The sequence below is a fragment of the Cupriavidus sp. H18C2 genome (genome assembly GCF_049393795.1).
GTDB lineage: Bacteria > Pseudomonadota > Gammaproteobacteria > Burkholderiales > Burkholderiaceae > Cupriavidus > Cupriavidus pauculus_C.
Genome location: NZ_CP186010.1, coordinates 1,044,248 through 1,057,849, shown reverse-complemented (window position 1 = coordinate 1,057,849; position 13,602 = coordinate 1,044,248). Strand labels below are relative to the sequence as shown.

Below are 13,602 nucleotides of genomic sequence, written 5' to 3'. Positions count from 1 at the left end.
GGCCGGCCGGGTCAGCGCTCCGGATGCAGGTGGCCGTCGCGCAGGCGGAAGACGCGGTCGCAGCGGCCGGCCAAGTCCATGTCGTGGGTGACGATCACGAAGCTGGTGCCCAGCGTGCGCGACAACTCCAGCATCAGGTCGTAGACGCCGCCCGCCGTGTGGTCGTCGAGGTTGCCGGTGGGTTCGTCGGCCAGCACGCAGGCCGGCTGCCCCACCAGCGCGCGCGCGATGGCCACGCGCTGGCGCTCGCCGCCCGACAGCTCGCCGGGCCGGTGCCTGGACCGGCCGCCCAGCCCCACGCGCTCCAGCATGGCCTGGGCGGCGTCGCGGGCGGGTTGCTCGTTGAGGCCGCGGATGCGCATCGGCATCGCCACGTTGTCCAGCGCCGTGAACTCGGGCAGCAGGTGGTGGAACTGGTAGACGAAGCCCAGCGCGCGGTTGCGCACGATGTTGCGTTCCTTCTCGCGCAGCGCCGTGAACGGCTTGCCCAGCAGCGCCACGCGGCCCGCGTCGGGGTTGTCCAGGCCGCCCAGCACATGCAGCAGCGTGGACTTGCCGGAGCCGGACGCCCCGACGATGGCCACCTTCTCGCCGGCATCGATGCGGATGTCCACGCCACGCAGCACGTCCACGTCCAGCCCGCCCTGGCGGAAGCGCTTGGTCAGGCCCTCGGCCACCAGCACCGGCGTGCCGCCGGCCGGCGCCGCCCCGGCGGGCGCGGCGGCCTCCATCTCGCGGATCAGCGTCGTGTCACTCATAGCGCAGCGCCTCCGCCGGGTTCACGCGGGCGGCCCGCCAGCTTGGGTAGAGCGTGGCCAGCGTGGCCAGCACGAAGGAAATGATGCCGATGGTGGCGATGTCGTTCACGCGGGGGTCCGAAGGCAGTTCGCTGATGAAATAGATGTCCTTGGGCAGGAACTGGACGTGCAGCAGGCGTTCCATGAACGGCACGATCACGTCGATGTTGGTGGCGATCAGCGTGCCGCCCAGCACGCCCAGCACCGTGCCGATGAAGCCGATGGCCACGCCCTGGACGATGAAGATCTTCATGATCGAGCGCGGCTGGGCGCCCATCGTGCGCAGGATGGCGATGTCGGCCTGCTTGTCGGTCACGGTCATGACCAGCGTCGACACCAGGTTGAAGGCCGCCACGGCGATGATCAGCGTCAGGATGATGAACATCATGCGTTTCTCGGTCTGCACGGCCGCGAACCAGTTGCGGTTCTGGCGCGACCAGTCGCGCAGGTACAGGTCGCCGCTCATGGTGCCGGCCAGTTCCTGGGCCACCTGCGGGGCGCGCTGCATGTCCTGCAGCTTGAGCCGCACGCCGGACGGGCCGTTCTGGCGGAACAGCACCTCGGCGTCCTCCATGTTGACCAGCGCCAGCGCGCTGTCGAATTCGTAATGCCCGGACGAGAAGATGCCGACCACGGTGAACTGCTTCAGGCGCGGCAGGATGCCGGCCGGCGTGATGGTGCCCTGCGGCGCCACCAGCGTGACCTTGTCGCCCACGCGCACGCCCAGCGCGCTGGCCAGTTCGCTGCCCAGCGCGATGTCGAAGCCGCCCGGCACCAGCGCGTTCATGCTGCCCGCGCGGAACTGGCTGCCGATGTCCGACACCTTCGGCTCCTGCGCCGGGTCCACGCCGCGCAGCAGCACGCCGCGCACGGCGTCGTCGCGGGTCAGCATGGCCTGGGCGGACACGTAGGGCGCGGCGCCCACCACTTCCTTGTTGCGCTCGGCCTCGGCGGCGGTCTTCTGCCAGTCCTGCAGCGGGGCAGCGCCGATGACCTCGATGTGCGACAGCACCGACAGCATGCGGTCGCGCACCTCTTTCTGGAAGCCGTTCATGACCGACAGCACGACGATCAGCGCGGCCACGCCCAGGGCGATGCCTAGCATCGAGATCATCGAGATGAACGAAATGAACGTATTGCGGCTGGCCCGCTTGCTTGCGCGGGTATATCGCCAGCCGATCTGCCACTCGTAGGGGAAGTTCAAGAGGAGAGTCCTGTTGTTCTGGGAATGCGCCGGGCGGCAGTCTACCCTGTCACGGGTGACGGAAAACTGGCGCCAGCCAGCCGGAAGTTTACAATCTCGCGAACCATGATGACGCACCTGACCCTGATTGTGCCCTTTTCCGTCCCGCCTGGCGCCGGCGACGACGCCACGGACGACGTCGTCCCCGGCGCGCTGCTGCGCCAGTTGGAGTTGCCCGCGCTCGGAAAGTTGCTGACGCGCGCCACCCCGGGACCCCGCGAAACGCACGACGACCCGTACCTGCGATCGCTGCCGCAGGAACGCTGGCTGGCCGCCCGCGCCGGGCTGGACACGGCCCGGGTGCCGACTGCGCCCTTTATGCGGCTGGCCGACCGCGCCGCCGCCGGTCTGCCGGCCACGCCCGATGCGTCGGATGCCGCCCCGGCCGGCTGGGCCTGCCTGCAGCCGGTGCACATCCATGCCGCGCGCGACCACCTGGTGCTGCTGCATCCCGACCAGATCGCCATCCGCCCGGACGAGGCCGACGCGCTGCGCGCCGCCATTGCCGACCTGATGGCCGAGACCGACATCCCGCTGGAGGCGCCCCACCCGGCCCGCTGGTACGTGCCGGCCAACGTGTTCGGCGACCTGGAAGCCACCACGCCGGTGCGCGCCACCGGCCGCAACATCGACATCTGGATGCAGGCCGGCCCGCGCGCCCGCGACTGGCGCCGGCTGCAGAACGAGATCCAGATGACCTGGCACGCCCATCCCGTGAACGCGGCCCGCGAGGACGCCGGCGAGCTGCCGGTCAACTCGGTCTGGCTCCATGGCGGCGGCCGGGCCGGCACGGTGCGCAAGCTGGCCGACACGGTGCTGACCGACGACCCGTTCATGGCCGGCCTGGCGCTGGCTGCCGGCAGCCGGACGGGCCCGGCGCCGGCCCGCTTTGCTGCGCTGGACGCCGCCGGCGGCAGCGCGATGGTGATGCTCGACGGCGCCACGCAGGCCCATATCGCATCGGACTGGGGCCTGTGGCTGGACCAGATGCACGCGCTGGATGCCGACTGGTTCCAGCCCGTGCTCGACGCGCTGGCCGCCGGCCAGCTCCAGGCCGTCACGCTGGTGCTGGGCGGGGAAAACCACTTTGCCGAATTCACCGTCACGCGCGCCGACCTGCGCAAGTTCTGGCGCGGCATGGGTGCCCGGGGCGACTGGCGCGCGCTGCTTTCGAACCTGGCCATGGCCGCCTGACCGACTTATCCAGACATGACCCGGATCGCCATTCGCTCCCATTCCCACGAACACGCCGGCGTGCTGGCCGCGGCCGGCCTGCATCCCACGCTGGCCCGCATCCTGTCGGCGCGCGGCGTGCTGCATCCGTCCGAACTGGCCACCGACCTGCCGGAACTGGTGCCGCCGTCGCGGATGAAAGGCATCGGCCACGCGGCCACCTACCTGGCCGACGCCATCGCCGCGGGCCGCAAGCTGCTGATCGTGGCCGACTACGACTGCGACGGCGCCACCGCCTGCGCGGTGGGCGTACGCGGCCTGCGCATGCTGGGCGCGCGCGTGGACTACATCGTGCCGAACCGGTTCGAGTACGGCTACGGGCTGACGCCCGAGATCGTCGAACTGGCGGCCCGGCAGCAGCCCGACGTGATCGTCACGGTCGACAACGGCATCGCCAGCGTCGACGGCGTGGCGGCCGCCAATGCGCGCGGCATCGACGTCGTGGTGACCGATCACCACCTGCCCGGCGCGGTGCTGCCCGACGCGGCCGTGATCGTCAACCCGAACCAGCCCGGCTGCGAATTCCCGAGCAAGAACCTGGCCGGCGTGGGCGTGATGTTCTACGTGCTGCTGGCGCTGCGCGCCGAGCTGCGCCAGCGCGGCGTCTACACGAAGGACACGCAGCCGCCGCTGCAGACGCTGCTGGACCTGGTGGCGCTGGGCACCGTGGCCGACGTGGTCAAGCTGGACACGAACAACCGGATCCTGGTGGCGCAAGGGCTCAAGCGGATGCGCGCGGGGCGCATGCACCCGGGCGTGGCCGCGCTGTTCCGGGCGGCCGGCCGCGAGGCGGCACGCGCCAACACGTTCGACCTGGGCTTCGGGCTAGGCCCGCGGCTCAATGCAGCCGGGCGGCTGGCGGACATGTCGCTGGGCATCGAATGCCTGCTGACCGACGACGCCAACCGCGCGTGGGAAATCGCCCAGGAACTGGACGGGATGAACCGCGAGCGGCGCGACATCGAGGCCGGCATGCAGCAAGAGGCGCTGCAGATCCTGGAACAGCCGCTGGACGGGCTGGACCCGGCGTCGCGCTACACGGTGAGCGTGTTCCACGAGACGTGGCACCAGGGCGTGATCGGCATCGTCGCGTCGCGGCTCAAGGAGAAATACCACCGCCCGACCATCACGTTCGCGCGCGGGGACGACGACCACATCAAGGGCTCCGGCCGCTCGATCCCGGGCTTCCACCTGCGCGACGCGCTGGACCTGGTGTCCAAGCGCCATCCGGGGCTGCTGGTGAAATTCGGCGGCCATGCGATGGCGGCCGGGCTGACCGTCCGCGCCGAGCATTTCGACACGTTCGTGGCGGCCTTCGAGGCCGTCGGCCGCGAATGGCTCAACGACGACCAGCTTGCCCGCGTGATCGAGACCGACGGCGACATCGAGGACGCCTGCTTCAGCCCGGAATTCGTGACGCTGCTGGAGGGCCACGTGTGGGGCCAGGGCTTTCCGCCGCCGACGTTTTCGGGCGAATTCGAGGTGCTGCGCCAGACCGTGCTCAAGGGCAAGCACCTGAAGCTGCAGCTTGGGCGCGGCAGCCAGCGCTTCGACGCGATCTGGTTCAACCACGCCGACGCCCTGGACGGCGCCAGCGCGCTGGTCGCCTACCGGCTCGATAACAACACGTTCAACGGCGTGACGCGCGTGCAGTTGGTGGTGGAACACGCGCAGTAGGGATTACGTCCCCAACCTCAACGAAGGTCGGCCAACCCGCCTACCCCCTCGGCGGCAGATAGCTTGCCGGATTCACCGGCTTGCCGTTGCCGCGCACCTCGAAGTGCAGTTCGCTGGCGCGGCTCATGCTGCCGATGTCCTGGCCGGCTGCCACGCGGTCGTTTTCCTTGACCAGCGGGCGGTCCAGGTTGCCGTAGACGGTCAGCCAGTCGTCGTTGTGCTTGATGATGACCAGCTGGCCGTAGCCGCGCAGCGTGCCCACATGGATGGCCCAGCCCGGCGCGGCGGCGCGTACCTTGCCGCCGGCCGGTACCTCGATGCGCAGGCCCTTTTCGGCCGGGGGCGCGAAACTGCCTGTCACGCGCCCGTCAGCCGGCCATTGCAGCCGGATGGCGCTGGCGGGCGGACGGGACGGGGCCGGCTCGGACGCCGTGCCGCGCGGCGGCGTGGCCGGCGTGGCGGGCCGGTCGTTGGCCTTGGCCGCCGAAATGCCAGCGCCGGCGGGAGGCTTGACCCGGACAAGCTGGCCGACCTCGATCTGGCTGGTATCGGAAATGTTGCTCCAGCGCGCCAGTTCGGACACCGAGCGGTTGTGGCGCCGGGCGATCGAGTACAGCGTGTCGCCGCGCTCGACGCGGTAGTAGCCCTCGGGCGCCGGCTCGCTGGGCGTGGTGCCGCAGGCGGCCAGCGCGGCGGCCAGCGAGAGCGCCGCCAGGCGCCCCAGCAAACGGCGGCGGGCGCCCGGGCGATGCCGGGCGTGGGGATGGACTGCGTGGATTCCTGTCATGCGTACGGGGAAACTCCTGATCGTGGCCGCCATTGTCGCCGAAGTCACACCAAAAATCGGCAACTGCCGGCCACCAATGTCTGGCAACAGACAGTTCGCCTCCCGAACAGTTCAGCGAAAAGGTGCCGCCCATCGTGCAGGCGGCGGCGGAATTGGGCCGCCGATCCGCTATAATTCCGTGTTTTGCAAGCGCAGAATCTAGGAATCTCCATGGAAGCAGAACGCCTCAACGCCATCTCCGGTGCCATCTCCGATCTCCGTTCCCGGACGGAAGATCTACGGGGGTATCTTTGACTACGATGTCAAAGCAAACCGCCTAGACGAAGTCAACGGACTGCTGGAAGACCCGGACGTCTGGAACAACCCCAAGCGCGCCCAGGACCTGGGCAAGGAAAAGAAGGCGCTGGAAGCCGTGGTGCAGACCCTCGGCAAGCTTACCGACGACCTGAGCGGCGCCGACGAGCTGTTCGAGCTGGCGCGCGAGGAAGGTGACGACGACACGCTGGTGTCGATCGAGACCGACGTGCAGGGTTTCGAAGCCATCGTGGCCGACATGGAATTCCGCCGCATGTTCTCGGGCGAGATGGACCAGGCCAACGCGTTCATCGACATCCAGGCCGGCGCGGGCGGTACCGAGGCGTGCGACTGGGCGTCGATGCTGCTGCGCCAGTACCTGAAGTACTGCGAGCGCAAGGGCTTCAAGGCCGAGGTGCTGGAAGAGTCCGAAGGCGACGTGGCCGGCATCAAGAGCGCGACGATCAAGATCGAGGGCGACTACGCGTTCGGCTACCTGCGCACCGAGACCGGCGTGCACCGCCTGGTCCGCAAGTCGCCGTTCGATTCGTCGGGCGGGCGCCACACGTCGTTCTCGTCGGTGTTCGTCTACCCCGAGGTGGATGACTCGTTCGAGGTCGAGGTCAACCCGGCCGACCTGCGCGTGGATACGTACCGCGCGTCGGGCGCCGGCGGCCAGCACATCAACAAGACCGATTCGGCCGTGCGGATCACGCACATCCCGACCGGCATCGTCGTGCAGTGCCAGAACGACCGCTCGCAGCACCGCAACCGTGCCGAGGCCATGTCGATGCTGAAATCGCGGCTCTACGAGCACGAGATGCGCAAGCGCCAGGCCGAGGCCGACAAGCTCGAAGCCGGCAAGACCGACGTGGGCTGGGGCCACCAGATCCGCTCGTACGTGCTGGACCAGAGCCGCATCAAGGACCTGCGCACCAACGTGGAAATGTCCAACACGCAGAAGGTGCTGGACGGCGACCTCGACCCGTTCATCGAGGCCAGCCTGAAACAGGGCCTGTAACGCCGCAAGACCCCGAGCCCCGCCCGCCGGCCCCCAAGCCGGCGGAGCGGTGCGACGACAACCCAGAGTCTCCACCCCCGAAGCCGCTGTCTCATTCGAACAGGTCCTCGCCATGTCCAACGGATCGCCCCGCTCCACCCACCTCTACATCGTCACCGGCGCCTCGCGCGGCTTGGGCGCCGCGCTGGTGCGCGCGCTGCTCAAGCCGGGCAACCGCGTCATCGGCGTGGCCCGCAGCCGCAACACCGACCTGGAACGCGAAGCCGCGGCCAGCGGCGTGCCGGTGGCGTGGCACCTGCAGGACCTGTCGCAGCCCGGCCCGTCGGCCGGCTGGCTGGCGAGCGTGCTGGAGGCCGTGGACGATACCCCGGCCAGCGTGACGCTGATCCTGAACGCCGGCGTGGTCGAGCCGATCGGCCCGATCACGGCGCTGCACGAGAACACGCTGGTGCCGCACCTGCAGACCAACCTGGTCACGCCGATGACGATGACCGGCGCGTTCATCGACGCCACCGCGCGCTTCGACTGCCCGCGCAAGGTACTGGCGATCTCGTCGGGCGCGGCCCGCAACCCGGTGCAGGGCTGGAGCGCCTACTGCGCCGGCAAGGCTGGCCTGGACATGTTCATCCGCTCGGTCAACGCCGAATACGCGGGCCTGCCGGGCGACCGGGCGGTGCGCGCCGTGGCGCTGGCCCCGGGCGTGGTGGACACCGGCATGCAGGAAACCATCCGCGGCGCCGACTTTGCGCAGGTGCAGCGCTTCCGCGACCTGAAGGCCAACGAGCAGCTCGCTTCGCCGGACGACGTCGCGCAGCGCATCGCCGCCTACCTGGACCGCCCCGACTTCGGCCAGACCGAGCTCGACGACATCCGCAACCATTGAACCGACCCATCGCGCGGGGCACACGTCCCGCGCGGCCGAACCTGACATCATGACCGAACCGACCCGCACGCCCGCCGCCGACGCGCCTGCCGTAGACGAGAACAAGATCATCGCCGAGCGGCGCGAGAAGCTGCAGGCCCTGCGCGAGCAAGGCGTGGCCTTCCCGAACGATTTCCGCCCGACGCACCAGGCCGGCGCGCTGCACGCCCAGTACGGCGAGACCGACCAGGCCGCGCTGGAGGCAAGCCCCGTGGAGGTGTCGATCGCCGGGCGCATGATGCTCAAGCGCGTGATGGGCAAGGCCAGCTTTGCCACCGTGCAGGACGGCAGCGGCCAGATCCAGTTCTACATCACGCGCGACAAGGTGGGCGAGGACGTCTACGCGGCGTTCAAGCACTGGGACCTCGGCGACATCATCAGCGCGCGCGGCGAGTTGTTCCGCACCAACAAGGGCGAGCTGTCGGTGCAGGTGCGCGAGCTGCGCCTGCTGTCGAAGAGCCTGCGCCCGCTGCCGGACAAGTTCCACGGCCTGGCCGACCAGGAAATGAAGTACCGCCAGCGCTATGTCGACCTGATCGTCTCGCCGGAGACGCGCGACACGTTCCGCGCCCGCACCAAGGCCATGTCGTCGCTGCGCCGCCACATGGCCGACGCCGGCTTCATGGAAGTGGAAACGCCGATGCTGCACCCGATTCCGGGCGGCGCGGCGGCCAAGCCATTCATCACGCACCACAACGCGCTGGACATGCAGATGTTCCTGCGCATCGCGCCGGAGCTGTACCTGAAGCGGCTGATCGTCGGCGGCTTCGAGCGCGTGTTCGAGATCAACCGCAATTTCCGTAACGAGGGGGTGAGCCCGCGCCACAACCCCGAGTTCACGATGATGGAGTTCTACGCGGCCTACACGGACTACCGCTGGCTGATGGACTTCACCGAGAACCTGATCCGCGAGGCCGCCGTGGACGCCAGCGGCAGCGCCGTGCTGACGTACCAGGGCCGCGAGCTGGACCTGAGCAAGCCGTTCCACCGCCTGACGATCTGCCAGGCCATCCAGAAATACGCGCCTGAGTACACCGACGCGCAACTGGCCGACGCCGCCTTCCTGCGCGCCGAGCTGAAGGACAAGTTCAAGATCAACACCAGCGCGCCCCAGTTCCTGAACGCCGGCCTGGGCACGCTGCAACTGGTGCTGTTCGAGGAAACGGCCGAGTCGCAGCTCTGGGAACCGACCTTCATCGTCGACTACCCGGTCGAGGTCTCGCCGCTGGCGCGCGGGTCCGACACCCAGCCCGGCATCACCGAGCGCTTCGAGCTGTTCATCACGGGCCGCGAGATTGCCAATGGCTTCTCGGAGCTGAACGATCCGGAAGACCAGGCCGAACGCTTCCGCAAGCAGGTGGAGCAGAAGGACGCCGGCGACGAGGAAGCGATGTACTTCGACGCCGACTACATCCGCGCGCTCGAATACGGCATGCCCCCGACCGGCGGCTGCGGCATCGGCATCGACCGCCTGGTCATGCTGCTGACCGACAGCCCGAACATCCGCGACGTCATCCTGTTCCCGCATCTGCGGCGGGAGGATTGAGCGGGGGTGTTTGTCTTTGCTCCCCTCGCCCGCCTGCTACATCCTGCGGGGAGGGGAGCAAACCATCGCGGATTCAGTAACCACCGCCAATTGTTACGCCGCCCTCGTCGGACACCCGCCGACATCCGCCGTAACCCACTGATTCCAAAGCGATTTCCGCGCAACAAACCCTTACAAAATCGAACGGAAATCGTCCCGCTGATCGGAGAAACTTCAAGTATTGGCTGCGTCGCTGCAGCAACCTGGAGATTCGACGATGTCTGGTCCGAACACGCTTCCTTCCCTCCCCCCCTTCGCGGCGGATTCATCCGCTGGTGGCGACGGCGGCGATTGCGGTGGTGATTGCCAGCCTGACGGCCGTGGCAGCCGTGACCGGCGTGCTGCCGGTGGGCAAGGCCACCCCGAACGCCGAGCCGGCGGCATCGCAATATAGCCAGAACTACAGTCAGAACGTGAACCCGCCGGCCGGAACGCAGCCGGCGCCGGGATCGACCACGCGGCCGCCAGCCTATGACGCTGCGCCGCCGCCTCCCGCCGCCCAGCAGGCGCAGGCCGAGCCCCAGCAGGCGCCCAAGCCCAGCCACACGGCGGGCCGCGTGACGGGCGTGCAGGTGGTGGAGGCTGAAAAGCCGACCAGCGGCCTGGGTGCGCTCGGTGGCGCGGTGGTTGGCGGGCTGGTCGGCAACCAGATCGGCAGCGGCAATGGCCGGATCCTTGGCACGGTGGCCGGCGCGGCAGCCGGCGGCTTCGGCGGCAACTACGCCGAGAAGAAACTGAACAAGGACAAGAGCTACCGCGTCAGCGTGAAGATGGACGACGGCACGCGCCGCACGTTCACGTACCAGAACCCGCCGGGGGTGGAGGTGGGCGAGCGCGTCCACCTGGAGCGCGGGGTGCTGGTGCGCGGCTGATCCACCGGCGCGCGCCGGTCAAGCAAAAAAGCACGGCGATCTGCCGTGCTTTTCTTCGGGCTGGCCCGGTGCGGGCCGCAGGGCGGCGGTCAGGCCGCCTCTTCGATCCACGCCTGCTGGATCGCCTCCAGGATCTTCTCGCCGGAGCGTTCGGGCAGGTCGTCAAACCCGTCCAGTTCCAGCACCCACTGGCGCAACTGCGTGAAGCGCACCGTCAGCGGATCGACATCGGGAAACTTGTCATACAGCGCGGCGGCAACGTCGTAGGTATCGGTCCATTTCATCGGATAACTCCTCGCGCGGGCCTTAGTGGCCTTCCTTGGCGTGGTTGATCGTGTATTTCGGGATTTCGACGGTCAGGTCGGTGTCGGCGACCACGGCCTGGCACGACAGCCGCGAGTTCGGCTCCAGCCCCCACGCCTTGTCCAGCAGGTCTTCTTCCTTTTCCTCGGCATCTTCCAGCGAGTTGAACCCCTCGCGCACCACCACGTGGCACGTGGTGCAGGCGCAGGACTTCTCGCAGGCGTGCTCGATCTCGATGCCGTTGGCGAGCAGCGCGTCGCAAATGGTCGTGCCGCTACCGGCTTCGAAAACGGCGCCCTCGGGGCACAACTCTACGTGGGGCAAAACAATGATCTGTGGCATTTCTATCCTTATTCGCAGGCTTGGCGCGTGTGGTGGCGGTCTGGCGTTCAGCCCAGTTCCTGCACCTTCTTCCCGGCCAGCGCGCTCTTGATCGAGCGGTCCATGCGGCGGGCGGCAAACTCGTCGGTACCGTGCGACAACTGCTCCACGGCGGCCTTGATCGCGCGATGGTCGTCGCCGGTGGCAATCTCGGTCACGCGGGCGATCAGCGCGTCCACGGCGCCGCGCTCCTCGGCCGACAGCAGGTCGCCGTCCACCTCCAGCGCGCGCCGCGTGGCTTCCACCAGCCGCTCGGCCTCCACGCGCTCCTCGGCCAGCGCGCGGGTCTTCATGTCGTGCTCGGCCTCGCGGAAGCTGTCCTGCAGCATGCGCGCGATGTCGTCATCGGCCAGCCCGTACGACGGCTTGACCGACACCGACGCCTCCACGCCCGACAGCGTCTCGCGCGCCGACACCGACAGCAGCCCGTCGGCGTCCACCTGGTACGTCACGCGGATGCGAGCGGCGCCGGCCACCATCGGCGGGATGCCGCGCAGCTCGAAGCGCGCCAGCGAGCGGCAGTCGCTGGCCAGTTCGCGCTCGCCCTGCAGCACGTGGATCGCCATCGCGGTCTGGCCGTCCTTGAACGTCGTGAATTCCTGCGCGCGCGCCACCGGGATCGTGCTGTTGCGCGGGATGATCTTCTCGACCAGCCCGCCCATCGTCTCCACGCCCAGCGACAGCGGAATCACGTCGAGCAGCAGCCAGTCCTCGCCCGGCGCGTGGTTGCCGGCCAGCAGGTTGGCCTGCATGGCGGCGCCCAGCGCCACCACCTTGTCCGGGTCCAGGTTGGTCAGCGGCTGCTGGCCGAAATACTCGCCCACGGCCTTGCGGATCGCCGGCATGCGCGTCGCGCCGCCCACCAGCACCACGCCCTTGACGTCCTCGGGCGTCACGCCGGCATCGCGCAGCGCCTTGCGCACCGGCGCCAGCGTTTTCTGCACCAGATGGGCCGTGATGTCGATGAACGTCTGCGCGTCCAGCGGCAGGTGCACGATCTCGCCGGTGGTCAGCACCGCGTCGATGACCGTGCTGTCGCTGGCCGACAGCGCTTCCTTGGCGGCCCGCGCGCGCACCATCAGCAGCCGGGTGTCCTCGGCCGACAGCGGTTGCAGGCCGGCCTGCTCGACGATCCAGCACAGCAGGCGCTGGTCGAAGTCGTCGCCACCCAGCGCGGAATCGCCGCCGGTGGACATCACCTCGAATACGCCCTTGGTCAGCTTGAGCACCGAGATGTCGAACGTGCCGCCGCCCAGGTCGTACACGGCGTAGATGCCTTCGGCCGCGTTGTCCAGCCCGTAGGCGATGGCCGCCGCCGTCGGCTCGTTCAGCAGCCGCAGCACGTCCAGCCCGGCAAGCTGGGCCGCGTCCTTGGTGGCCTGGCGCTGCGCGTCGTCGAAGTACGCGGGCACCGTGATCACGGCGCCGACCAGATCGTCGCCCAGCGAATCCTCGGCGCGCTGGCGCAGCGTGGCCAGGATCTCGGCCGACACCTCGACCGGGCTCTTGATGCCGGCCACGGTCTTCAGTTGCACCATGCCCGGCGCGTCGACAAAGTCGTACGGGCTGTGCTCGATGTTCGAGACGTCGCGCAGCCCGCGGCCCATGAACCGCTTGGCCGACACGATCGTGTTCTTGGGGTCGCGCACCGCTTCGTCCTGCGCCTTGTAGCCGATGTGGGCGCGGCCGTCCGGCAGGTAGCGCACCACCGACGGCAGCAGCGCGCGGCCATCGTCGTCGGGCAGGACTTCGGGAATGCTGTTGCGCACGGCGGCCACCAGGGAATTGGTGGTGCCAAGGTCGATACCGACGGCCAGGCGGCGCTGGTGCGGCGCCGGCGACATGCCGGGTTCGGAAATCTGGAGCAGTGCCATGGGAATCTTCTAATCTTCGAGCCGATCGATCGCCTCGCTGGCGTCGTGCTCGATCTTCTCGATAAACATCAACTGGCGCGCGGCGGCGCCGGCGGACTCGTCGTCGCCGGCATCGAGCAGCGCGCCCAGTGCGGCGTGGCGCTCGCGCTTTTCCTGGCGCAGCTCGCGCAGCAGCGCGTCGAGCCGGTCCACGGCGCGGGCGTCCACCGCGTCCTGCAGCGCCTCGCGCCATTCCATCTGCTGCATCAGAAAGGCCGGGGCCATCGCCGTGTTGCTCTCGGCCTGGATGTCCACGCCGCGCAGGTGCAGCAGGTAGATGGCGCGCTTGAGCGGCTGGCGCAGCGTGCGGTACGCCTCGTTGGCGTGCGCGGCCCACTGCATGGCCACGCGGCGCTCGGCGTCGCCGGCATTGGCAAAGCGGTCCGGATGGGCCTGCGACTGCACCGTGCGATAGGCCGCGTCCAGCGCGGCCTCATCCACTTCATACCGGGCAGGCAGCCCGAACAGCGAGAAAAAATCGTCTTTCAAAGCACGTGGTTCCCAAACAGTCGCAACAAAAAGGAGCGGTCATGCCGCCCCTTGTCGTGTCGCCGCGCCGCGTATCGGTAGCCGA

At 68.8% G+C, this 13,602-nt stretch carries 13 protein-coding genes; 6 read left to right on the top strand and 7 right to left on the bottom strand.

The features are described 5' to 3' along the window. Positions 1–11 precede the first annotated feature (11 nt). Both lolD and EPAKOI_RS05055 read right to left on the bottom strand, forming a co-directional pair. Positions 12–731, bottom strand: a complete 720-nt coding sequence (gene lolD, locus EPAKOI_RS05060) for a lipoprotein-releasing ABC transporter ATP-binding protein LolD (RefSeq protein ID WP_253700121.1) — start codon at positions 729–731, stop codon at positions 12–14. Between the two features lie 19 nt (positions 732–750). After that, positions 751–2,001 carry a lipoprotein-releasing ABC transporter permease subunit gene (locus tag EPAKOI_RS05055; protein ID WP_313838172.1) on the bottom strand — a complete coding sequence of 417 codons (1,251 nt, stop codon included), beginning with the start codon at positions 1,999–2,001 and terminating at the stop codon, positions 751–753. A gap of 105 nt (positions 2,002–2,106) precedes the next feature. Between EPAKOI_RS05055 and EPAKOI_RS05050 the strand changes: the two genes are divergently transcribed. Both EPAKOI_RS05050 and recJ read left to right on the top strand, forming a co-directional pair. Next, the gene (locus EPAKOI_RS05050; RefSeq protein ID WP_423193125.1) at positions 2,107–3,234 is read left to right on the top strand and encodes a hypothetical protein; all 1,128 of its coding nucleotides are present in this window, start codon (positions 2,107–2,109) and stop codon (positions 3,232–3,234) included. A gap of 15 nt (positions 3,235–3,249) precedes the next feature. Then, a complete protein-coding gene (recJ, locus tag EPAKOI_RS05045) occupies positions 3,250–4,950 on the top strand; it encodes a single-stranded-DNA-specific exonuclease RecJ (RefSeq protein WP_124684771.1) in 1,701 nt (566 codons plus the stop codon). A 40-nt stretch (positions 4,951–4,990) separates the two neighbouring features. On the opposite strand, the gene EPAKOI_RS05040 is transcribed toward recJ, so the two are convergent. Continuing rightward, positions 4,991–5,737 carry a peptidoglycan DD-metalloendopeptidase family protein gene (locus tag EPAKOI_RS05040; protein ID WP_423193124.1) on the bottom strand — a complete coding sequence of 249 codons (747 nt, stop codon included), beginning with the start codon at positions 5,735–5,737 and terminating at the stop codon, positions 4,991–4,993. A 210-nt stretch (positions 5,738–5,947) separates the two neighbouring features. On the opposite strand from EPAKOI_RS05040, the gene prfB reads away from it, so the two are divergent. From prfB to EPAKOI_RS05020, 4 genes are all read left to right on the top strand, one after another. After that, positions 5,948–7,052 (top strand): peptide chain release factor 2 gene (gene prfB / locus EPAKOI_RS05035; protein WP_124684773.1). Its coding sequence is split into 2 segments (ribosomal slippage): positions 5,948–6,028 and positions 6,030–7,052, totalling 1,104 coding nucleotides; the frame shifts between segments, so codons are not numbered across the junction. A gap of 112 nt (positions 7,053–7,164) precedes the next feature. Then, positions 7,165–7,935, top strand: a complete 771-nt coding sequence (locus tag EPAKOI_RS05030) for an SDR family oxidoreductase (RefSeq protein ID WP_124684774.1) — start codon at positions 7,165–7,167, stop codon at positions 7,933–7,935. 49 nt (positions 7,936–7,984) lie between these two features. Beyond that, complete coding sequence (gene lysS, locus EPAKOI_RS05025) at positions 7,985–9,520, top strand: lysine--tRNA ligase (RefSeq protein WP_124684775.1); 1,536 nt, start codon at positions 7,985–7,987, stop codon at positions 9,518–9,520. Positions 9,521–9,834: 314 nt separating this feature from the next. Then, complete coding sequence (locus tag EPAKOI_RS05020; protein WP_423193123.1) at positions 9,835–10,431, top strand: glycine zipper 2TM domain-containing protein; 597 nt, start codon at positions 9,835–9,837, stop codon at positions 10,429–10,431. Positions 10,432–10,520: 89 nt separating this feature from the next. On the opposite strand, the gene iscX is transcribed toward EPAKOI_RS05020, so the two are convergent. The 4 genes from iscX to hscB are packed head-to-tail and all read right to left on the bottom strand — an operon-like array spanning position 10,521 to position 13,517. Further along, positions 10,521–10,715, bottom strand: a complete 195-nt coding sequence (gene iscX, locus EPAKOI_RS05015) for a Fe-S cluster assembly protein IscX (RefSeq protein WP_124684777.1) — start codon at positions 10,713–10,715, stop codon at positions 10,521–10,523. Between the two features lie 22 nt (positions 10,716–10,737). Then, positions 10,738–11,076, bottom strand: coding sequence for an ISC system 2Fe-2S type ferredoxin (fdx, locus tag EPAKOI_RS05010; protein WP_124684778.1), 339 nt, complete (start codon positions 11,074–11,076; stop codon positions 10,738–10,740). A 47-nt stretch (positions 11,077–11,123) separates the two neighbouring features. Continuing rightward, a complete protein-coding gene (gene hscA, locus EPAKOI_RS05005; RefSeq protein ID WP_124684779.1) occupies positions 11,124–12,989 on the bottom strand; it encodes a Fe-S protein assembly chaperone HscA in 1,866 nt (621 codons plus the stop codon). Positions 12,990–12,998: 9 nt separating this feature from the next. Beyond that, positions 12,999–13,517 carry a Fe-S protein assembly co-chaperone HscB gene (gene hscB / locus EPAKOI_RS05000; RefSeq protein WP_124684780.1) on the bottom strand — a complete coding sequence of 173 codons (519 nt, stop codon included), beginning with the start codon at positions 13,515–13,517 and terminating at the stop codon, positions 12,999–13,001. Positions 13,518–13,602: the final 85 nt, after the last annotated feature.